Source organism: Leptolyngbya sp. 7M (genome assembly GCF_018128485.1).
Window position 1 is genome coordinate 2,631,954 of sequence record NZ_CP070897.1, and the last position, 19,003, is coordinate 2,650,956.

General features: G+C 49.7%; 23 protein-coding genes and 1 tRNA gene. 7 read left to right on the forward strand and 17 right to left on the reverse strand.

The window, feature by feature from the left end:
• Nucleotides 1–7 precede the first annotated feature (7 nt).
• The 7 genes from JVX88_RS12745 to JVX88_RS12775 form a co-directional block, all read right to left on the reverse strand.
• Nucleotides 8–568 (reverse strand): hypothetical protein, encoded by a 561-nt coding sequence (locus tag JVX88_RS12745; protein ID WP_211627644.1) that lies wholly within the window; start codon nucleotides 566–568, stop codon nucleotides 8–10.
• Between the two features lie 12 nt (nucleotides 569–580).
• The gene (locus JVX88_RS12750) at nucleotides 581–1,051 is read right to left on the reverse strand and encodes a hypothetical protein (RefSeq protein ID WP_211627645.1); all 471 of its coding nucleotides are present in this window, start codon (nucleotides 1,049–1,051) and stop codon (nucleotides 581–583) included.
• Nucleotides 1,008–2,054, reverse strand: coding sequence for a DNA topoisomerase (locus JVX88_RS12755; protein WP_211627646.1), 1,047 nt, complete (start codon nucleotides 2,052–2,054; stop codon nucleotides 1,008–1,010). Before JVX88_RS12755 ends, JVX88_RS12750 begins: the two co-directional genes overlap by 44 nt.
• 4 nt (nucleotides 2,055–2,058) lie before the next feature.
• The gene (locus JVX88_RS12760; protein WP_211627647.1) at nucleotides 2,059–2,826 is read right to left on the reverse strand and encodes a YkgJ family cysteine cluster protein; all 768 of its coding nucleotides are present in this window, start codon (nucleotides 2,824–2,826) and stop codon (nucleotides 2,059–2,061) included.
• 141 nt (nucleotides 2,827–2,967) lie between these two features.
• Complete coding sequence (gene dprA / locus JVX88_RS12765) at nucleotides 2,968–4,095, reverse strand: DNA-processing protein DprA (RefSeq protein WP_211627648.1); 1,128 nt, start codon at nucleotides 4,093–4,095, stop codon at nucleotides 2,968–2,970.
• Nucleotides 4,096–4,102: 7 nt separating this feature from the next.
• A tRNA-Sec gene (locus tag JVX88_RS12770) sits at nucleotides 4,103–4,202 on the reverse strand.
• A gap of 6 nt (nucleotides 4,203–4,208) precedes the next feature.
• Nucleotides 4,209–4,979 carry a M20/M25/M40 family metallo-hydrolase gene (locus JVX88_RS12775; RefSeq protein WP_211627649.1) on the reverse strand — a complete coding sequence of 257 codons (771 nt, stop codon included), beginning with the start codon at nucleotides 4,977–4,979 and terminating at the stop codon, nucleotides 4,209–4,211.
• Between JVX88_RS12775 and JVX88_RS44060 the strand changes: the two genes are divergently transcribed.
• Nucleotides 4,959–5,156: a universal stress protein gene (locus tag JVX88_RS44060; RefSeq protein WP_225931558.1), complete on the forward strand. Its 198-nt coding sequence runs from the start codon at nucleotides 4,959–4,961 to the stop codon at nucleotides 5,154–5,156. The two genes, JVX88_RS12775 and JVX88_RS44060, sit on opposite strands and share 21 nt — an antisense overlap.
• A 69-nt stretch (nucleotides 5,157–5,225) precedes the next feature.
• Here the strand turns inward: JVX88_RS44060 and mnmE are convergent, their stop codons facing one another.
• The 3 genes from mnmE to yidC form a co-directional block, all read right to left on the reverse strand.
• Nucleotides 5,226–6,632, reverse strand: a complete 1,407-nt coding sequence (gene mnmE / locus JVX88_RS12785; RefSeq protein ID WP_211627650.1) for a tRNA uridine-5-carboxymethylaminomethyl(34) synthesis GTPase MnmE — start codon at nucleotides 6,630–6,632, stop codon at nucleotides 5,226–5,228.
• Between the two features lie 86 nt (nucleotides 6,633–6,718).
• A complete protein-coding gene (locus tag JVX88_RS12790; protein ID WP_211627651.1) occupies nucleotides 6,719–7,168 on the reverse strand; it encodes a protein jag in 450 nt (149 codons plus the stop codon).
• 42 nt (nucleotides 7,169–7,210) lie between these two features.
• Complete coding sequence (gene yidC / locus JVX88_RS12795) at nucleotides 7,211–9,523, reverse strand: membrane protein insertase YidC (RefSeq protein WP_211627652.1); 2,313 nt, start codon at nucleotides 9,521–9,523, stop codon at nucleotides 7,211–7,213.
• A gap of 192 nt (nucleotides 9,524–9,715) precedes the next feature.
• Between yidC and prmC the strand changes: the two genes are divergently transcribed.
• Nucleotides 9,716–10,636, forward strand: a complete 921-nt coding sequence (prmC, locus tag JVX88_RS12800) for a peptide chain release factor N(5)-glutamine methyltransferase (protein WP_211627653.1) — start codon at nucleotides 9,716–9,718, stop codon at nucleotides 10,634–10,636.
• A 13-nt stretch (nucleotides 10,637–10,649) separates the two neighbouring features.
• On the opposite strand, the gene JVX88_RS12805 is transcribed toward prmC, so the two are convergent.
• From JVX88_RS12805 to JVX88_RS12820, 4 genes are all read right to left on the reverse strand, one after another.
• On the reverse strand, nucleotides 10,650–11,402 hold the full coding sequence (locus JVX88_RS12805; protein ID WP_211627654.1) for a phycocyanobilin:ferredoxin oxidoreductase: 753 nt from the start codon (nucleotides 11,400–11,402) through the stop codon (nucleotides 10,650–10,652).
• A 94-nt stretch (nucleotides 11,403–11,496) separates the two neighbouring features.
• On the reverse strand, nucleotides 11,497–12,933 hold the full coding sequence (locus tag JVX88_RS12810) for a response regulator (RefSeq protein ID WP_225931397.1): 1,437 nt from the start codon (nucleotides 12,931–12,933) through the stop codon (nucleotides 11,497–11,499).
• Nucleotides 12,908–13,498, reverse strand: a complete 591-nt coding sequence (locus JVX88_RS12815; protein WP_211627656.1) for a hypothetical protein — start codon at nucleotides 13,496–13,498, stop codon at nucleotides 12,908–12,910. Before JVX88_RS12815 ends, JVX88_RS12810 begins: the two co-directional genes overlap by 26 nt.
• On the reverse strand, nucleotides 13,462–14,886 hold the full coding sequence (locus tag JVX88_RS12820) for a tetratricopeptide repeat protein (RefSeq protein ID WP_211627657.1): 1,425 nt from the start codon (nucleotides 14,884–14,886) through the stop codon (nucleotides 13,462–13,464). Before JVX88_RS12820 ends, JVX88_RS12815 begins: the two co-directional genes overlap by 37 nt.
• Before the next feature lie 132 nt (nucleotides 14,887–15,018).
• Here JVX88_RS12820 and JVX88_RS12825 point away from each other — a divergent pair, with 132 nt between their 5' ends.
• Complete coding sequence (locus JVX88_RS12825; protein WP_211627658.1) at nucleotides 15,019–15,285, forward strand: hypothetical protein; 267 nt, start codon at nucleotides 15,019–15,021, stop codon at nucleotides 15,283–15,285.
• Complete coding sequence (locus tag JVX88_RS12830; RefSeq protein WP_211627659.1) at nucleotides 15,282–15,680, forward strand: type II toxin-antitoxin system VapC family toxin; 399 nt, start codon at nucleotides 15,282–15,284, stop codon at nucleotides 15,678–15,680. Before JVX88_RS12825 ends, JVX88_RS12830 begins: the two co-directional genes overlap by 4 nt.
• Nucleotides 15,681–15,862: 182 nt before the next feature.
• Here the strand turns inward: JVX88_RS12830 and JVX88_RS12835 are convergent, their stop codons facing one another.
• The 3 genes from JVX88_RS12835 to JVX88_RS12840 all read right to left on the reverse strand — a co-directional run bounded on the left by JVX88_RS12835 (nucleotide 15,863) and on the right by JVX88_RS12840 (nucleotide 16,942).
• Nucleotides 15,863–16,069, reverse strand: coding sequence for a hypothetical protein (locus JVX88_RS12835; protein WP_211627660.1), 207 nt, complete (start codon nucleotides 16,067–16,069; stop codon nucleotides 15,863–15,865).
• A complete protein-coding gene (locus tag JVX88_RS40610; RefSeq protein WP_263975513.1) occupies nucleotides 16,066–16,197 on the reverse strand; it encodes a hypothetical protein in 132 nt (43 codons plus the stop codon). Before JVX88_RS40610 ends, JVX88_RS12835 begins: the two co-directional genes overlap by 4 nt.
• A gap of 451 nt (nucleotides 16,198–16,648) precedes the next feature.
• On the reverse strand, nucleotides 16,649–16,942 hold the full coding sequence (locus JVX88_RS12840) for a Uma2 family endonuclease (protein ID WP_211627661.1): 294 nt from the start codon (nucleotides 16,940–16,942) through the stop codon (nucleotides 16,649–16,651).
• On the opposite strand from JVX88_RS12840, the gene JVX88_RS12845 reads away from it, so the two are divergent.
• The 3 genes from JVX88_RS12845 to JVX88_RS12855 are packed head-to-tail and all read left to right on the forward strand — an operon-like array spanning nucleotide 16,912 to nucleotide 18,954.
• Nucleotides 16,912–17,577 carry a glycosyltransferase family 9 protein gene (locus JVX88_RS12845; RefSeq protein ID WP_263975514.1) on the forward strand — a complete coding sequence of 222 codons (666 nt, stop codon included), beginning with the start codon at nucleotides 16,912–16,914 and terminating at the stop codon, nucleotides 17,575–17,577. The genes JVX88_RS12840 and JVX88_RS12845 overlap by 31 nt on opposite strands.
• 2 nt (nucleotides 17,578–17,579) lie before the next feature.
• Nucleotides 17,580–18,128, forward strand: a complete 549-nt coding sequence (locus JVX88_RS12850) for a methyltransferase family protein (RefSeq protein WP_211627662.1) — start codon at nucleotides 17,580–17,582, stop codon at nucleotides 18,126–18,128.
• A gap of 1 nt (nucleotide 18,129) precedes the next feature.
• Nucleotides 18,130–18,954, forward strand: a complete 825-nt coding sequence (locus JVX88_RS12855; RefSeq protein WP_211627663.1) for a DUF3108 domain-containing protein — start codon at nucleotides 18,130–18,132, stop codon at nucleotides 18,952–18,954.
• Nucleotides 18,955–19,003 lie beyond the last annotated feature (49 nt).

A 19,003-nucleotide genomic window follows, 5' to 3' on the forward strand; every position in this document is an offset into this window, starting at 1 on the left:
TGCATATTTAATTTCCTTCATCTTTTGGGATAGGTTGCTTCACCTGCTCTTTCAGCTTCTCATACTCGCTCAAAACTTTTTCGAGGCTAGCAATCGATTGCTCAATCCTTTCTAAGTGCTCTGGTGCTGTTCCTTCTGGCTCTTCGGTGGACGCTCTCAACCGCAGCGATTTGACGCGTTCCAGAAGCTTTAGCTCTTGTTCAGGAAGCTTATCGATATTCAGATCGAGTAGCAAATTCTGCCCATCGGCAACGAGCTTGCGATAGAATTTTGACCGACTTTCCAAGGGATAGGCAAACAGAATTGCTTGAACTGTAGCGGAGGCTGCGGCAAATCCGGCGGCTAGTTTGACTCTGTCGTTAATCCCATACAAGGTAGAGATTAAACCCAGCAAGATTCCTGTTAGAGCCAAAGTGCTGCCCAGAATTTGGTTGAAGTATTTTAAGCGACGATATTCAGTAATGGCGGCTTGAAGTTGCTCGCTGAGTTTTAGAGATTCAGTATGTGATGCCGTGGAAACTTGTATTCGATCGCTAGGGTTTTGCGAGTGAGTAGAAGATAGGGTCATGTTAGTCATTCTCTAAGCCCTAACTTGCTCAATCAGCCTGATGAGATGTGTTGCCAGCTTATCTTTACGGTACAGTTCTTGCATAATCGAAATTGGTTCTCGATAAAGATCGTCACTCTCAAAAATTCGCTCCCATTTGAGTGCTTGCACAGGCTGCACGCCTGCCGTCTGCATAACCTGCAAAAACTCGTGAGCAATCAATCCTTGCGTAATTGCAGAAGGATGTACTCCGTCCAAGCTAAAAATTCCGCCCTGCTTGAGTTGCCCGCGCTGATCAGCGTGATAGTATTTTGTGTTGACGCTCGGATAACGGAACTTAAAATAGTCTGGGAACCGATAAGTGGGTTTACCGTTGTTGCGCTTATACGCCAGTTCGGAAAAGCGTTGAGAGACATCTACCAAGTGATAGCGCTGTTGTCCATGCTGGCTGTTCTTCTGCTCAATACTTTTCGCCGTATTCTTTCCCGATAAACCCGCGGACATTTTCCAGCGCGGCATCGGAAACGCGTGTTGAGTCGGTCCGCATATAAGTTATCAAACCGACGGCTCCTTCGCTGCCAAGCTCTATTCCTTCATACAAACGTTGAGCTGTGGCCATCGTCTTCTTGACGGAGAACCCCAGTTTCCGAGCTGCGTCCTGCTGAAGTTTTGAGGTGATGAAGGGCGGCGTAGCATTTCGTTTTCGCTCTTTTGTGGCAACTGATCCTACGATGAACTTTTCTTTTTCGGCCTCGGCAAGTATCGCATCGGAATCCTCTTTAGTTTTTACATGGATCTCAGACGGTTTCAGATCCTCATCAAATTTTCCGAGCTTTACCGTCTTGTCGTCGATCTTGTTCAGCTTTGCATCAAAATTGGGTGGCAAAGCCGCCGAAAGATTAGCTACCAAAGACCAATACTCCGTTTTAACAAACGCCTCGATCTCGCGTTCGCGCTCAACGACAAGCCTAACGGCCACAGTCTGCACGCGACCCGCCGAAAGCCTACCGCCAATTGTTTTCCAAAGTATCGGCGAGACTTTGTAACCCACTAATCGATCGAGCACACGTCGGGCTTGCTGTGCATTTACAAGATTTTCATCAACCTGTTTTGGCTCTTTGAAGGCGTCCTTTATCGCATTCTTCGTTATCTCATTGAACATCACGCGAAATACCTGCTGCTTTCCGTTCTTCGGAACGATCTCCTCAGCTAAATGCTGGCAGATCGCTTCGCCTTCACGATCAGGATCGGCGGCAAGATAGATCGCCTCGCTGGACTTGGCGGCTTTCTTCAGTTCGGAAACTATTTTCTTGTTTCCACGCTTCTTGGTATCAGGTATCACCTCATAGGTCGTCGCGAAATTGTTCTCAACGTCAACCCCAAGATCCTTTGGAGGCAGGTCCTTTATGTGGCCGATTGAGGCCATAACCTTATATTCTGAACCTAAATATTTATTGATCGTCTTTGCCTTTGCCGGCGATTCTACGATCACAAGATTTTTCGACATATAATTACCAACCCGCTTGTTCTTCTATCCTTTTCCTTGCCTCATCCATCGTTAGTCCCAGCAGATCGCCTTCGAACCATTTCTCTTTTCCGTACTCGAATGTATGTATCTCGATGGGGGTCTCATCGTTCAAGAAACACCATATCGTAAGCAACTCTCCAAATGTTTGCTCCGCTTCACCTTCGGCAGAAATAGACATTCGCTCAACATGACCACTTGAGACTATCGAAACATCCTCGATCACCATAGGGTGCGGTCTTGATAGCAGCTTTTCCCGGAACACCTTTGCTTCTTCCTCAGAAAGCTGGCCTTCGATCCCGTACATCCGACGATATTCGTGGCATCGGTCGCTCCCCGCATCGAAATCATGGCACAGCGACGGACGATCATTATAGATCCTGCATCCGATCGGTCCCCCAAGCTCACCCTCCAAATTTGCACAACGCCCATTTTCTGCCCTCGGCAAGACCCGGTCGATCACTATCTCTTCATCCGCATCGTCGAGGAGAATATCGACATAAGCCGGGACACTCTCAGATTCTGAGTAGGTTATCGGTACGATCAGAGCAAACGCACAACAAACTCCGCACGATGTGCAATCAGGAATCTGATGAGCGAGTTCGATCGTTACGCTTTCCTCCAGCTTTTTCGACAAAAGCTCCAACGGAAGCTGCGGAGGCAGGATCGCCTTCTTCTTGCCTGCGTCCATTTCGAGTATCCGCGAATTGAAATCACGCTTTCTGATACGTTCGATCTGTACAAGCTCCGCCATCTGAAATTTTAAAGATCCGAAAAAAATAGCCAGACGCATTCGAGCGGCTGACATTTACGACTTCTAACACCAATTATCGGGCGCTGTCAATGCGAGGCTAGAACATACATTATTTCGTCAAAATTGCAAAATTGGATATAGCTACGCTCGGCGAGCGTAGAATTTTCCCGGAAGAACGCGGATAAGGTCTCGGATGTCCAGGCTGACCAAAGCCGCATTCAGATCACCGAACGAAAGTCCGCTTTTTTCAAGCAGAGTATCAATATGAGTTTCTTCATCGGTTGAAAGCAGGCCCCACAGATGGCCCTCATTGGTGTTCAATCCGGCAGGCATGAGTTCAGGCTGTTTCACTTTTTTGGAAGTGGATTCTTCGTCTATCTTCGGCGGAAGAATTTCGGCCGCTACCTCGCTGGGAAGTTCCGCCACAACATCCTGCCATTGCTGCACGAGCTTTGCACCGGCCTTGATTAAATAATTTGTTCCAAAGGACTTGCCAGATGTGATGTTTCCGGGAACGGCCATCACCTCACGGTTCTGTTCCATTGCAAGCCGTGCTGTTATAAGAGATCCGCTTCGCTCGGAGGCTTCAACGATCAGCACGCCGTAACTCAAGCCGCTGATGATACGATTTCGATACGGGAAATTCTCCGGTATTGGCGGCGTTCCTAGCGGGAACTGTGAGACCACCGCACCTCCTTTTTCAACTATCTCATCCACCAGCTTTTTGTTCTCTTTGGGATACACGGAATCTATCCCGGTTCCCATTACAGCAATCGTCCTTCCGCCGGCTTCGAGAGCTCCGCGGTGAGCAGCAGTGTCAATACCGCGTGCGAGCCCAGAAACAATACAGATACCGCGCGACGCAAGGTCTCGTGCAAGCATTTCTGAGGCATTTTTGCCATACGTCGAACACATACGCGAACCGATAACACCAACACACGGTGCATCGAAGCACGCCCGCCAATCTCCTTTTACATAAAGAGTTATAGGTGGATCAGCGATCTCTCTTAAAAGGGTTGGATAGCTTCCGTCATCAAGGACCAAAATGTCGCCGCCAAGACGCTTTACATTCTCATACTCCTCAAGAGCCTTCTCGGCAAACTCTCGCCTCATCAGACTCTCTATCGTTTCCGGTTTTATCCGCAATGACTCAAGCTCAGCTCTTCGCGCCTGAAATACACCGTCAGGCGAACCGAAACGTGCAATCAGCTTTGCAGCAACCGCAGGCCCGACACCGGGAGTCATATTGAGCGCGATCCAAGTCTTCATATCGATTTGGCGGAGGCGTGTGGGAGTCGAACCCACCTGAGCGTCACTTTCGCGCGCTCACAAACGGTTTTGAAGACCGCGCCCATCACCGGACAGGATGCGCCTCCGGATCATTATGTTTTAAGGAACAGTGTTATCAGCGTTGCCCGCTTTGCGATGTCACTAATAAGAATATGCTCATCTAAGGTATGTGCGCCGTCCCCGGCGATGCCGAGTCCATCCAGCACTGGAATGCCGAGTGCTCCGACGAAGTTTCCATCCGACGCACCGCCCACTTGTGTTTCGCCTAATTCGTAGTCGAACGATTCGGCGATGCCGAGAGCTTTTTCATAGAGAGCGACAACAGCTGTTGTTCGCTCCATCGGCGGGCGGTTTATTCCGCCTGTAACCTCTATCGAAACGCGTTCATCCACAGACTTGAGAGACCTTATCACTAGGTCAATACGTTCAGCTTCGGCCATCGAACCGAAACGAACATCGACGGTGCATTCAGCGTGTTCCGGAATAACGTTAGTTGTTGTGCCGCCGCTTGCGGTACAGACATTGACGGTCGTGCCAATAGCAGTATCGTTCAATGATTGAAGACGCTCGATCTGGCGGGCAATTTCGAGGATAGCGCTCGCCCCTTTTTCCGGTTCCAGGCCGGCATGTGCTGGAACGCCATGCGCGCGTATCGTGTACATTCCGGTACCTTTGCGACCGGTCTTAACGCTGCCGTTCGCTGACGGCTCAAAAACAAGACACGCTTCTGCTAACGCCGCTTCGCGTTCAACATATTCGCGTCCTGTGTAGCTTCCAACCTCCTCATCGCAGGAAAGCAGAATATTGATCGGCCGAGCGGGCTGAATACCGTTCAACGCAAAATAGCGAAATGCCTCGATCATCAAAATGACGCAAAGAGCTCACTTGTCGAACATGCGGAGACCTGGAATGCCGATTCTATCTTCGTTGGAGCGAATGCGTTTGCGGGAAGATTGGAAAGATTCATTGTCGGCAGCACCTCTGCAGCGGTTGCCGCACGCGCGCACTGCTCAGTAGAGGTTGTCCGGTCACAGCACTGACTATGGGGATCTATTGCTTGGTGAGTTTCCCCTTCACTCTGAACCGAACGTTCATACGTCTCTTTCTGCTTACTTTCCGATGCAGAAGGTCGAGAAGATCCGCGTCAGCATATCTTCCGTCGTTGTTTCGCCGGTTATCTCGCCAAGATACCGCAGAGCATTGTGCAGGCCAACAAGAATGATCTCCTCGCTATGGGCCGAATTTAGTGCGTCCATCGCGTCTCCGATCTCTGCTGCGGCGCGCATCAAAAGATCGTGATGACGCGCGTCAGTAACCAGAAACCCGTCCGTTCCAGATGATCCAACAAGAAACGGGTCGACGATCGAATCCATTAGTTCGTCCAATCCAGAGCCAGTCTTCGCTGAGATGCCAAGGATAAGGACTTCTACCGCTGGGGCTGTAATTCCCGAGGCAACATGAAGTATTGATCGGGTGGATCCCATCAGCTCTCGGAGTGTTTCGTTTTCTATCTTGTCGATCTTATTGATCAGCACTTGATAATTCTGCTCTTTAACGCTTAACAGTAATTCCCTATCATCATCGGTCAATCCTTCCGCGGCATCGAACATTACCAGAATAAGGTCTGAATCTGCCAGCGTTCGGCGGGCACGCTCAACGCCGATCTTCTCCACCGCATCTTCTGTCTCTCGTAATCCAGCAGTATCAATAAGTGATATCGGGACATTTTTTATCACCAGACGTTCGTGAAGCTGATCACGCGTTGTGCCCGGAATATCCGTAACGATCGCTCTTTCTGAACCAAGCAGGGCATTGAAAAGGCTGGATTTCCCGACGTTCGGGCGACCTACCAGTGCGACTTTCAATCCATCGCGTATCAAGCGCCCCGCGCGAAAAGTACCTGCAAGCGATGATATTCGTGTTCTCAAGCTGCCAAGCCGCCCGCGCATCTCATCAGTTTCCGTTTCGGGCAGATCGTCTTCAACAAACTCCAGCGACGATTCAAGAACCACTATCACATCCAGCAGTTCATCCTTTACCGGCTGTAGCTGAAATGAGAATTCGCCCCGCATCTGCCGGACAGAGGTCCTTGCCGCTGCCAAGGTTTGTGCGTTGATCAGGTCTCTTACCGCCTCTGCTTCAGAAAGATCGAGCTTGCCGTTGGCGACAGCGCGAAGGGAGAATTCTCCCGGTGTGGCAAGTCTGGCTCCGAGCTCAAGACAGGTGTCAAGTACCTGGCGAAGAACCACTGGCGAACCATGGCAGCTTATCTCCACCACATCTTCGCCGGTAAATGACGCAGGGGCTTTGAAATAGGTAATTACCGCTTCGTCTAAGATTCCGCCGCTTTTTGGATCGAACAACTCCATTAGCTGCGCTGTACGAGGCCGGATCTCGATCGCTTGCTTGCTTGTAAGGCCTGCGAGCATCAAAAGCGCATCTGCTCCGCTGATCCGTACGACGCCGATACCACTCCGCCCGACCGGTGTTGCAAGTGCTGCGATGGTATCTGCCATAGTTATATTTCACCACAGAGCGCAAAAAGAGCACATAGCCATCTCGGCTGCTCTGTGCTCTGTGCTTTGTGTTTATTCCGGAAAACCTACTTTAAACGAACCTGTAATCGGCGTTCGCGTCCCATTCCTACCGATTCGGTATCAAGATCTTCTTCTTTCTGGATGGTCAGATGGATTATCCGACGCTCTGTCGAATTTAGGACGCCGAACGTAAATGGCCGACCTGTCTTTCTTACTTGGTCGCCGGCAAATCTTGCCATTGCCTGAAGTTCCGATTTACGTGTTTGCCTAAATCCATCCGCGTCGCAGATAAACCTATGCTCTCTTTCCAGTCCGCGACCGAATGCCTGGAAAAGAATTGTTTCAAACGCATCTAGCATCTCGCCGTTCTCGGCAAGCGCATAAGCAGTGTCCTTACCGCTGAGGTTGAGGAGACAGCCCTCCTCGATCCAGCGGGAGGTAACCTCAAGATCAAAGCCTGCTTGGGCGATGATCTCGGTCAAAAGCTCTTCTGCATTTTTACATACTTCGTTCATACCATTACGATAGGTCAGTCATTGATCCTATAAGGCACCGATCTATGACGCGCTTTGCTTTGCCTTGCCTTTAACTTTTTTGGCGTTCTTCGGTACTGTGTCAACAACCTCAGCTGCTGGCGGCTCATCGGTCTTATTTAATCTGTTTATCACCATTTGTTGAGCAAAGCTGACTATATTTCCGAAGAACCAATATAGCAAGAGGCCTGACGGTGCCGTCCACATTATCCAAAGCATCATTATCGGCATCAGCCAGGTCATCATCTTCTGCTGCATTTGCTGCTCAGGCGTAACGGCCGGACCGGTCGGCGTGAACTTCATCGCCAGGACCATCGATATGGCAAATCCGAATTCAAGCAGGTGCCAGGGGTCTGCCGCCGAAAGATCGGGCAGCCAAAGAAATGATGCCTGTCGAGCGTCAAGCGAAATGGTGATCGCAGTGTAAAACGCTATGAGAAGTGGGAATTGCAGCAACATAGGAAGAAACCCGCCGATAGGTAGCGCATCCTTGGTCATCCTAAGCTGTTCCATCTGCAATTCGCGCATTCGTGGATCATCCATCGGAATGCCTTTCTTCTGCAGGGCTTTTATCTTGTCCTGCAGTTCCTTCATCTTCGGTGCGTTAGACGCAGCCTTTTTGAAGGATTTTGATTGCTTCCATCTGAGCGGGAAAAGCAGCGAATAGAAAAGGAACGTAAAGACGATGATCGCAACTCCGTAATTATTGAACACGGTGTTCAAATAATGCAGTGCGTGGAGTATCGGGATAGATATCGGCTTTATGAACCATCGTAGGAACCAATAATTGCTGAAATTTATCAGGTTTACGAAGTTCAGTTCGCGGCCCGTTTCTTTGTTTAGCTCGGCAGAAAGTGCGTTGAGCGTATTGTAATCCTTCGTGCCGGTATATATCTTTGTTAACGAACCGTCCGCGGTGATCGGGACTAGGGCCGTAACCAAATGTCGCGTTTCTTTCGTCTCGGGACTGCGCAACACCCAACTGAAGATGCTTTTGTAATACGGCTGGGTCTCTACCTCATATTTTTCGGCAACCAGCTCAAGCCCCTGGCCCTGGACGGCTGGGATCGCAGTCATCGCAAAATATGAGTCGCTTACACCGGCCCAATCTACCGTACCCGGAACGCTTATCGACGCTTTCTCCCCGTTCTTATATTCGAATGAATAATATCCCTGCTTACGAACGATGTCGCCGTTGATAGCGGCAACTGCTTCCGATTCGATCTGATAGAACGTGTGATGATTTATCGCGTGGTCGCCAATGCTGGCTCCGATAGCAAGCCGAGCGTTCGGGAGCGGTTGTCCGTTTTGCCTCAGATCGATCGCCAGGTCAGCCAGATAACTATTTCCGCGGAACAAAAACTTTTTCTTTACTTCGAGCCCATTCTCGCCCACTAAAACAAACTCGATCTCGCGCGTTTCGTTGGCATTCAGTATGATCTCGTCTTCCTGAGCAGATACCTGATAATTCCGTTCGTTAGCAAAATTATTGGTATTAGCATCCGGGGTGATCAGCCGGAACGGAACATCTCTCGGCGTTTGTTCAAGTGCTTTCTTTGAGATGAGCTGAAGCGGCTTCTTCTCCGATGCAGTCGAGCCATCGGCATAGATCGGATAATCTGCACTCGGCGAAACGTTTCTTAAAAGTATCCAGCTGACAGCGACCGCACCTTTCGAATCCAAGGTTACCTCATACAGTGGAGACTTTATGGTTATCTGCCGGTTCGGGGTCGTGTCCGGTGTTGCCGCCGTCTGTTCTGTCCGCTGAAACCGGGCTGGGGTGGTGTGGCTCAAAATAGCCCAATCGCTGGCTAAGTAGACGCCGCACTCGGTCAAGGCCGCATTCAGCAATTTTTGTTGGAGCACAAGCCGCTTTGTCCAGGTGCTCAAATTACTTTGCCTGGGATCAAAGCTCTGGACTATCTTGACAGCCAACGGCTGATGGCGTAGCGTGGCAGGGGCAGGGGAACCTAGCGCATCATTGCAAGGTTGGAGCGGATCGACATCGTCCAGGACATAGGGCAGTAGATCCTGGCAGCTAAACTGGCCTTGGGTGGCAAAGCGACGTTCTAAATTCAAACAAATTTGCGGAATCTGCTGCGAGACAAAGCAGCGCAGACAGGCTGTGGCTAATCGAGCGGATTGGTCCCGTTCACCACCTTCCCGCATGATTGCAACGAGCTGACGTTGGATCAGCAGATCGGGCAACTCCTCAGCTTCTAGCAAGTCGGGAAACTGCTGGTGAAAAAACGCCTGGGCAACCAGAATTTCCTGCCGTTTCAGCTTCCCAGACCCCTCTAGCCGCACATGGGTCCAGTATCTCCAAGCCGTTCCCATCCTTACCTCCAACCCCTCGTTTGAAGTACGATAGCGCTAGCGCGCCAGACAATCATGATCTTGTTGATCCTACGGCTCATACGCAACTCTAGCCCTATTCTCAAGCATCGTTTTGACTTAGCTGCAACGAATGCAGCAGGTATGCAGTTGACGCTCAAGCCGCCCCTTCCGCCCTCAACCTAGTCCGCACTCATGGCTGATTCTCCTTCCAGACCGACCCACACCATCTCTGGGCCAGTGCTCTATCACTGGCGCAAACAGGCTCAAGCTCAGGCGATTGCAGCCGAGGTTCCGGTAGTAGAAGTGGATTGGTTGCTACAAGCCCTAACTGACCTAGATCGGCTGACCCTGCGGCTAGAAACCTTCCAGACCAAACCCGAAATCATCCTGGCTTGCTCCCCTACCGATCTAGACCAGCTCTGGCAACGCCGACTTCAGCAGCGAATTCCTGTGCAATATTTGGCTGGTTGTGTTCCCTGGCGACAGTTCTCCCTTACCGTTTCGCCAGCAGTGCTGATTCCCCGTCCCGAAACCGAGCTGTTGATTGATTTAGCACTGGCAGCGGTTGAGCAGTCTGCATGGGCTGAGCCGCGACAGGGGCACTGGGCTGATTTAGGAACTGGCAGCGGGGCGATTGCGCTGGGTTTGGCCGATGCCTTTCCCCAGGCTAGGATTCATGCCGTCGAGACCAGTGCTGCGGCGCTAGCGATTGCCCAACAGAATGCCGATCAGTTCGGTATGGCATCCCGCATTCAGTTTTATCAAGGCTCCTGGTTTGCCCCGCTCCAGCCCCTGCGCGGCCAACTCAGCGGTGTGGTTTCCAATCCGCCCTACATCCCCCGTGGCCAAATTGCTGACCTCCAGCCGGAAGTCACCCGGCATGAACCGCATCTCGCCCTTGACGGCGGCGAAGATGGCCTAGATTGCGTCCGCCAGTTGATTACTGATGCACCAACTTACCTGCAATCGGGTGGAATTTGGCTCGTTGAACTGATGGCGGGCCAAGCCAAAACCGTAGCGACGCTGCTGCAAGCCCAGGGCGACTACCAATCCATTGCTATTCACCCTGATTTGGCAGGGGTGGAGCGATTCGTGCTCGCCTACCGGCGCTGAAGGATTGGGTTCATCAAACCGCAACGCAGTCAAACAGCATGGTTGTCATATAGCGCTCGGCCCATTCGGTACCAAAGGATTTCTCCAGCACGCGGCGCGTTTTATCATTCTGCCGCTGCATGGTGCAATAGCGCTGCTGGCCAGCTAGAACCTTAGATACCTCAGTCGAAGCCTGCAACGGGGTGGCGGTGCTAGCAATTTGGCAGTGAATCGTCAAAAAAGTCAGCACCCGGTCCAGAAACGCCGCTTCTTCCTCGGCTGTCACCGGACGCACAAACAAACAAAACTCCGAGAAAATATCGCCCCAGGCCGGCAAGCCACGCGGTTGAGAAAACTGGAGCGGCGATAGCTCAGCCAACTGAGCCTGGTAGACCGCTGGCAAAGAGCGATCGGCACTCACCGGAGATAGATCCGCAATGGCGGCGCTAATGGCGGCCTTTTCTCCCCGACTGCCGACAATATCTGCCCCAAAAATCGGCAGGGCATAGGCTGGGTTGGGAAACATAACGCAGTGGAGAATATCCAATCCCTTGCCCACTTGAGCTAGCTCTAGATGCAATTTGCGAAACTGAGGCGTTTGGTAGCAGTGGTTTTCAATCACCAACCGCTCGCCTTCTAGATATCCTTCAACGTATCCCAGATCGTCGGGCACCTGGTAAGGAGATAAATCTAAATACTGTTGCCAAATTCGTTCAATTCCATTCGCCAGCTTTTGAATCAAAGCATGCTGTTGATTGCGCAGAGGGGGATTGAGAGAATTTGACATAGCGTCCTACCAGGCTAAATATTCCTTATCTTAAGATTCGCCTATGGCTCGTGCAAAATGTGTGCACATCCTATTCTACGATCCCGAGGTCAGATCAACTGGCCCAAGCTCGCATTCGTCGCAGTCGATTCAGAATTCGGTTGGCTAAGTCAGTCGCCCGCACAGGCTTGCACAAATAGTCATCAGCCCCTACCGTAAAGGCTTGATTTTGAGTCGCCGCATCGTCAAAAACGCTGACAAACACTACGGGTAGCCGCTGCCAGTGGGGATCATCCCTTAGCATTTGGCAAAGCTCCAAACCATTGAACTGGGGCATGTTCACATCCAGCACCAAAACATCTGGGCAAACTGTCCGCAGTACCGTCCAAAATTGCTGCACATCCGCCAAGGTCGTCACTTTAAACCCCCAGGGATTTAGGAGTTTGGGCAGGGTACATAACCAGTCCTGGTCATCATCAACGATCATGACTTTGGTGGCGGAGGCGGTGTGAGATTTTTCGTTAGCAGGAGATTTGGGCGACTGGGCGGGAGACTGCTTTGAGGATGGTTGAGAGAGAATTGCATCAGTGTTCTGGATAGCCTGCTGGAGACTGACAATCAAGGTTTCTGCCTGAGCCACTTGAGCAGGGGCGAGGTCAGCACTGAATAGAGATTCCAACTGACGTGCCCTATCTACCGTGTCCTTGAGGCCAAAAATTCCCAATGTGCCGATCAGCTTGTGAGCCACTTGATAGGCCTGCTGTTGCTCCGCTTGACTCAGGAATTTGGCTCTAGCAAGGGGAGGGGCTGACGTTAGCGCCTGCACCATCTGCAACAGATCTGCTAGCTGGCTGAGGCATTTGGGCTTGGTGGTGAGCCAGGTACGATTTAAAAATTCTGCATACTGGGCCTGCTGTTGGATCTGCTCTACTTCTTGATTTGAGTCAGTGCTGGGCAGGTTCGCAGCGGCAGGTTCGGTCTGGGATGAGCCTGTGTTTTGCGAGCGGAGCGGCAGTTTCGATTCAGGTAAAGCATCTAGCGCCTTCAGGTAATAGCCGCGTCCGTGCATCGTGCTGATGAAATCAGATGGAGCGCCCGCTGCCACCAGTTTATGCCGCAATCGTCGAATATGGGAGCGCACCGTGGCTTCAGCCGGGAACTCTTCCGACGACCAGAGTCGATCCAAAATTTCGTCGCTACAGAGCACCTGCTGACTATGGCGCAGCAACAGTTCCAACAAGTCATATTCTTTAGTCGTGAGGGTGAGGGGCTGATTGTTGTAGGTGACTTCGCAGGTGCTAGGATTGAGCAGCAAATCGCCCCAGGCTAGGATGGGTAGTGGGTTAGCGCTGCCTCGTCGCAGTAGGGCACGGATGCGGGCGATCAGCTCTGCCGGATCAAACGGTTTCACCACATAGTCATCGGCTCCGGCATTCAGTCCTTCCACTTTGGCGGTGCTACTGTCTTGGGAGGTCAACAGCAAAATCAGCATGGTGTAGCCCTCGGCCCGAAACCGCTGGCAACTATTACAATTTAGCCTCTTCCGGTTCACTACCAGGACGGATTCCAGAACGCTCAACCTCGCTCAGAAATTGCTTGGCGGCTGGTTCAATTACCTTTCGTCCGGGAAGGGTATAGGTTGTCATTTCTCCTTGGTGAGGCACGACCCAAAGGTAACTTTGCTGTTCGCCGATCGCGTATTGCAACAATACGGTGTCATCATCAAGAACGTCTCGCTGAATTTGATCGAGCGTTAGGGGCGTTGGATAGCGGATCGCTGCGTATGCCGGATCTTTTGCTTTGATTTGTGGTTCAACGTTGTCTTTGAGTTCTCGTTCGAGCTGTTGATATTCCTGTTGATGTTGTTCTCGAATCTCGTCAGTTTGAGTAGTCTGAATTAGATTTTCGCGTGCAAAAAGTTGTGCTTCTAGTTCTCGCTTTCGTTCATACAATGCTTTCAGTTCAGGATCTTCAGTTGCTTGAGTTGAATCAATGTTGGATTCTGCGAGGAGTTCGATCAGGGTGCGGGCGCGGGATTGTTCGCTGGTTTCAAAAGCTTCCTTTTCTCGTCCTAACTGCATCAGCAGGTCGGTTTTGAATTTGTATGGATTTTGCACTGTAGCAAAATACGAAGTGCGAAGGTTTTCACTGCTGACTTTAGTGCGAAGATCTTCAAAAATCGTGATAGCTGCGTTGATGTATTCGAGTGCTGCATGAGCTTGTCGAGATAATAGTAGATAATACCAATGCTGTTGAGCGTGATAGCTTCCCCAGCTCGATTACTCACTGCACGTCTCAATGACAGTGATCGGTTAAGATGGTCTAGGGCTTTCTGCCCATCTCCTAACTCAATGTAAATGTCGCCAATACCAGTGAGTGCGGCAGCTTCTCCATCTCGATCATCCAAAGCTTGGAACATTCGTAGTGCTTGGTTGTAGTAAGTTAAAGATTGCTGATTGTCTTTCAAATCACTATAAACAGCACCAATATTATTCAATGTCCTGGCTTCTTCATTTTGGTTGTTCATAATGCGGTGCAATCGCAATGCTTGATTAAAATAGTTCAGCGCCTGCTCGTTGTTTCTCAAGCTACCGTAGACCGAGCCAATATTGTTAAGTGTAATAGCTTCTCCACCTTGATCTCCTGTAGCACGGCGCAATGACAGTGCCTCATAGTAGTAATCTAATGCTCGCTCACTGTCCCCTAGATCGTTGTAAACCATACCAATATTGTTAAGTGTGGCAGCTTCTCTGCGACGATTACCCGTAGCACGAATTGAAGCTAATGCTTGATCGAAATAGTTTAGAGCGTTCTGCTTATCTCCTAAGCTAATATATAGAGCTGCAACATTATTGAATATTGCAGCTTTAATGCCATTGTCACTTATGTCGGGAATCAAAGATAATGCTTCGTTGAGAGACTCTAAAGCATTCTGCTTGTCTCCTAATTCAGTATAGATGTTGCCAATATTGCCAAGTATTAAAGCTTCTAGAAAACTCTCAGCACGAGATAGTGGCAGAGCTCGTCCGTAGTAGCTTAGAGCTTGATATTTGTTACCCAAGTTACTATAGATGCTGCCAATACTATTGAGCGTAAAAGCTTCTAGGGACTGCTCATTCATAGCATGAAACAATGGCAGTACTCGATTGTAGTAATCCAAAGCTTCCTGCCACGCGCCCAAGTCATAGTAGACTATGCCAATCATGAAGAGAGACAAAGCTTCTAATCCTGGGTTTTCTGCATTCTTAAACAACTCCTGCGCCTGCTGAAATACATCAACTGCAAGCTTTAAAGATTCTTCACTTCCTTGTTTATGTAGTTGTACACCTTCTCTAAATAATCGCTCGGCTTCAGCATCACTCTGCTCCACGATCGCTCCATTCTCCGCCGCCTGATCACCCTGCGCCTGCACCACGCCCGCTTCAGCAAACAGAATGACTCCCAGCAGCAACGCCAAAATTCGCTTCAGCCATTTTCGCCACCGCTTTAGCTTACGATTGCCCATTACTCCAGCCCCAGAACGCCAACTGAGAGCATTCTAAATCGAGCGACTAGCTTAGAAAAGCGGGTTCTCAAAAGCGTAACGATGGGGCAAGATGGATAAGCTACAATCGGGATCAAAGCATTAAACTCATCCATGTCATCCCTCAACCTTTCACTGCCAGAACCCATTGCAGAAGCGCTAGTTGCCTACGGCCGCGATCGAGGTATTGAATCTCCTGCTGAGGTCGTGCAGGCTGCACTAGAAGCCTTTTTGCTACAGCAAGGATATCTGGCATCTAGTCCGCCCAAAAGAGTGCGCCTCACACCATGCTCTCAAGGCAGTGGCTTCAAAGATACCTCAGCTAATCATGACGCGATTTTGGCTGAAGCAATCTTTGTCCAAAGTTTTCCGCAGGAATGAGAAAAATTCTGGCTGATACAGGTCCACTCTACGCCGCCCTTGACCCTGATGATCAGTACCACGAACGGGCGCAAGCAGAATACAACCAGTTTGAGATCGAGCAAATTGCCATCATTATTCCAATTCCAGTCTATCTAGAAACCTACAGCTTGCTGCTCTATCGACTCGGTAATGCTCAGGCGATCGCGTTTGCTAGAGAATGCCTTGAAGCAGATTGCTTGCTCAACCCTTCACTTAACGATTACCAGACGGCTTTGAATCAAGCCAGTCAATTTACAGATCAAAGAATCACTTTGACCGATGCGACAACCGCCATATTGTCCAAAGCGCTTAATTTATCCGTTTGGACTTACGATTTCCATTTCGATGTTATGCGTGTTCCTGTATGGCGATAAGTGGATATTCTGACCATCAAAACCCACTAGCATTCCAGAGTTTAGGATGTCTGAACAAACAGAAATACGATCGATTCAGAAATGGTAATACTCGTAGGAATAAGCAGGATACGTGAAACTATCCTGAACCGATCGATTAGGAATATTGTGTTTGAATGATTGATTGAAGGCATCCAGAAGCATTAGCTTTGTTGGTTCATCAGCCTGACAATCTCTTGGGCAAGATTTTTACTCCACAAGCTGTCAAAGGGACAAAGGATCTGTCGGTTCTCTGGAGAAATCCACATCAAAGCATCCTCTACGTCGGAGATACGATAAGCCTCATTCAGGAGAATGGACGTCAGCAAGCGATTGACGACAATGGCCTGTTCATCGGTGAGCACAATCATAGGTGACCTCTTTTCTCAGCTTTAGACAAAATCACCAGCGCTTTATCGATATCTCGGATTTTGATGCTACGCAAGGCGGTAAGGATTGCCTTCAAGATCACCACCTCATCATCGGACAAAGTAACCATAGATATTACCTCAAATAGTACAAATGTTTACCGGAGTACATCACATATTCCGGTTGCAGTCTCTATGATATGCGAAAATTTACCGGATTACTCCGGTAAGTTCAAAAATGTCTCCTACAAGCAAAGATAAGCAGGAAATCAGAGTAACGATTGATAAAGACACCTATAGGCTATTGAAGAAGCTTGCGGGTGTCATGGAGAGCAGTATGAATAGACTTATGAATCATGCTTTAGATAGATTTCTAGAAAGCGATGATATTCAAGAGGTGATCAATCGCCACAGTCTAGAAGATAGAGAGGACTAAGGCGAGTGAAGTTGATCGGTTAGATGCTGCGAAAATTCTCGCTTTCCACTACTTCAACCTCAGAACGCTATTTTTCAACATTCTAGAGCTATCGATCAAATTAGAGAGAATTCTAGAATTGATGAACGCGATTGGCTTGTTGCGCTTCAAAAATCCAGTTCAGCAAACAATTCAGCAACGGGTAGTTCAAAGCCCGGAATTACTTCTTCACCGGATAGGGTATCGGTCACTTTCAACAAGCGATCGGGTTGGGGCTGACGATAAACCAAAATCGACTGCTCATCTGGATTAATCACCCACGCCAAGCGACAGCCGCTAGCAAAATATTCCACTAATTTTTCATGAATTTCCTCGAAAGCGTTGGGGCTTCTCACGACCTCATCTTCGAGAACCGGCAAGCCGTATCTTTTTGAATCGTACAGTAAAGATACAAGAAACATCTCACGTGATAACGAAGAATCTCGTACTAGCAGAAGGCGTTTTCGGGCCGTTCCCGAAGGATGGGACAATCGAATTCCCGATCTTTACAGACAAAGAACACAAAGCCGAGGCCGATCGCCTTTTTGAGAACTGCGGTGGTGATATCGCCCTGCTGAACCCTGCAGGTGGTTGGGTGACAAAGCTCTGGCATGCTGAAAAGTACGGGCTATTGGCTGACCGCATCTGGGAAGACCTTGGCTTACGTCCGGTAATAGTTACAGGCCCGGCAGAAACGGAAATAGCCAAACGCGTGCTAGCGGCAAGCCGTTCGGGAAAGGTTATAGCAGCCGAACCAACGCTAAAGGGTTTTTACGAACTTGCGAAGCGTGCACGGATCTACATTGGTGGAGATACCGGTCCGACTCACATAGCGGTCGCTGCCGGAACGCCGATCGTGGGTATCTTTGGCCCAACTGAATGGTGGAGAAACGGAAGTCCCAACAAAGCAGATATTTGTGTTGAAAGACTTGATATCGAATGCCGGATCGACTGCCATCGAAGGACGTGTTCAAATTGGATTTGTATGGACATCACGCCGGAGACGGTTCTTAGAGCGGTTGCTGAGAGGCTCCGACCGACCAGCACTGTGGCTTGAAGATGGCTTCAAAAGGAAAGAAATTTTTACAGCGTTATCGCGTTTTTGCGGGCTTCGTCTTCGCGTTTCTATACATTTGGTTCGCGCGGCCAACCTGGACGACGCTTGCCGTTGGCATTTCAGTCGCCGTTATTGGCTTGGCGATCCGGGCTTGGGCTTGCGGACATATACAAAAGGTTCGCGAATTGGACACAAGCGGGCCATACGCTCATACGAGGAATCCGCTATATCTGGGGACGTTCTTCATAGTTACAGGGTTTGGCATCGTATCGGCGGTCTGGTGGATCGCCCTGCTTTCGGTCATCTTTTATCTGAGCATCTATTTTCCCGTAATGAACGTCGAAGCAGAAGAGCTTGAATCATGGTTGGGAGAGGAATACCGGGAATATGCACAGAATGTCCCGCTTTTTGTTCCTCGCTTATCTGCCTGGAAAAAGCAGGCGCGCAAGTTTGATTTTAAGTTATACTTGAAACACCGCGAGTACAATGCCGCAATTGGCACAATGCTGGTCGCGATATTGTTAGCCACTAAGATGGTCTATTTTGATTGATATGCTTTTTCGTTCGTTTTTTATCGGCGTTCTTGGCTTATATATTGCGGTAGCCGCTGTACCCACATCGGCTCAGCCTAGTGCTTCACCAAAGCTTCCGTTTGAGGTTGGAGAAACGCTCACTTACGAAGGAAAGCTTAGCAAGGTAATACAGGGTATTTCCGTCGCCGAAATGACCTTCACGGTAAAAGAAAGATCGCCGGAAGGGCAATTCCGTATTCGTGCAGACGCCCGTTCGAAAGGAACGTTGGTCAGGCTTTTTGGATTCAGCTTTCTTCAGACGTTCGATTCCACGATGCTTGCTTCCGATCTTCGTGCTCTAAAGACGGTGAAGCACGATGTCCAGCGTAAACGTATTCGTAACAGCGAGGCGATATTTGATTACTCCGATCGACGGGTAGTTTATACAGAGACTGACCCTGATGACCCAATGCGGCCGCCGCGTATGATCGCCTCCGAATTGAATGGCGGTACATACGATATTGTCTCCGGTATCTATCACCTTAGGACGCTGCCGCTTGCTGTCGGCAAGACGTTCGAGATACCCGTAAGCGATTCGGGATTGGTTTACAAGGTTCCCGTACGTGTAACGGGACGCGATCGGCAGAAGACTGAGATCGGGCGTATTTGGTGCTATAGGGTCGAGCCGATGGTTTTCGGGGACGGACGAATGCTTGAGCGAAAGGGCTCGATGATCATCTGGATCAGCGACGATGAGCGCCGTATCCCGGTTCGCTCGCAAGTCAAAACCTCATTTGGCAAGATCGAGATAAAGATACAATCGGTTGCCGGCAACGGGAAAACATCAAATGTTGCAAAGAATTGACAGCATTCTTTGCATACTTTTCACTCACAAGCCTTTGTAACTTCCCATA

Bases quoted from the DNA above. Each gene is read 5' to 3' on its own strand.
- JVX88_RS12820 (WP_211627657.1), bottom strand. From the start codon at position 14,886: ATGGGCAATCGTAAGCTAAAGCGGTGGCGAAAATGGCTGAAGCGAATT.
- JVX88_RS12755 (WP_211627646.1), bottom strand. From the start codon at position 2,054: ATGTCGAAAAATCTTGTGATCGTAGAATCGCCGGCAAAGGCAAAGACG.
- JVX88_RS12835 (WP_211627660.1), bottom strand. From the start codon at position 16,069: ATGATTGTGCTCACCGATGAACAGGCCATTGTCGTCAATCGCTTGCTG.
- JVX88_RS12750 (WP_211627645.1), bottom strand. From the start codon at position 1,051: ATGTCCGCGGGTTTATCGGGAAAGAATACGGCGAAAAGTATTGAGCAG.
- mnmE (WP_211627650.1), bottom strand. From the start codon at position 6,632: ATGGCAGATACCATCGCAGCACTTGCAACACCGGTCGGGCGGAGTGGT.
- JVX88_RS12775 (WP_211627649.1), bottom strand. From the start codon at position 4,979: ATGATCGAGGCATTTCGCTATTTTGCGTTGAACGGTATTCAGCCCGCT.
- JVX88_RS12850 (WP_211627662.1), top strand. From the start codon at position 17,580: ATGGCTTCAAAAGGAAAGAAATTTTTACAGCGTTATCGCGTTTTTGCG.
- JVX88_RS12855 (WP_211627663.1), top strand. From the start codon at position 18,130: ATGCTTTTTCGTTCGTTTTTTATCGGCGTTCTTGGCTTATATATTGCG.
- JVX88_RS40610 (WP_263975513.1), bottom strand. From the start codon at position 16,197: ATGGTTACTTTGTCCGATGATGAGGTGGTGATCTTGAAGGCAATCCTT.
- JVX88_RS12830 (WP_211627659.1), top strand. From the start codon at position 15,282: ATGAGAAAAATTCTGGCTGATACAGGTCCACTCTACGCCGCCCTTGAC.
- JVX88_RS12825 (WP_211627658.1), top strand. From the start codon at position 15,019: ATGTCATCCCTCAACCTTTCACTGCCAGAACCCATTGCAGAAGCGCTA.
- prmC (WP_211627653.1), top strand. From the start codon at position 9,716: ATGGCTGATTCTCCTTCCAGACCGACCCACACCATCTCTGGGCCAGTG.
- JVX88_RS12805 (WP_211627654.1), bottom strand. From the start codon at position 11,402: ATGTCAAATTCTCTCAATCCCCCTCTGCGCAATCAACAGCATGCTTTG.
- dprA (WP_211627648.1), bottom strand. From the start codon at position 4,095: ATGAAGACTTGGATCGCGCTCAATATGACTCCCGGTGTCGGGCCTGCG.
- JVX88_RS12840 (WP_211627661.1), bottom strand. From the start codon at position 16,942: ATGTTTCTTGTATCTTTACTGTACGATTCAAAAAGATACGGCTTGCCG.
- JVX88_RS12790 (WP_211627651.1), bottom strand. From the start codon at position 7,168: ATGAACGAAGTATGTAAAAATGCAGAAGAGCTTTTGACCGAGATCATC.
- yidC (WP_211627652.1), bottom strand. From the start codon at position 9,523: ATGGGAACGGCTTGGAGATACTGGACCCATGTGCGGCTAGAGGGGTCT.
- JVX88_RS12745 (WP_211627644.1), bottom strand. From the start codon at position 568: ATGACCCTATCTTCTACTCACTCGCAAAACCCTAGCGATCGAATACAA.
- JVX88_RS12760 (WP_211627647.1), bottom strand. From the start codon at position 2,826: ATGGCGGAGCTTGTACAGATCGAACGTATCAGAAAGCGTGATTTCAAT.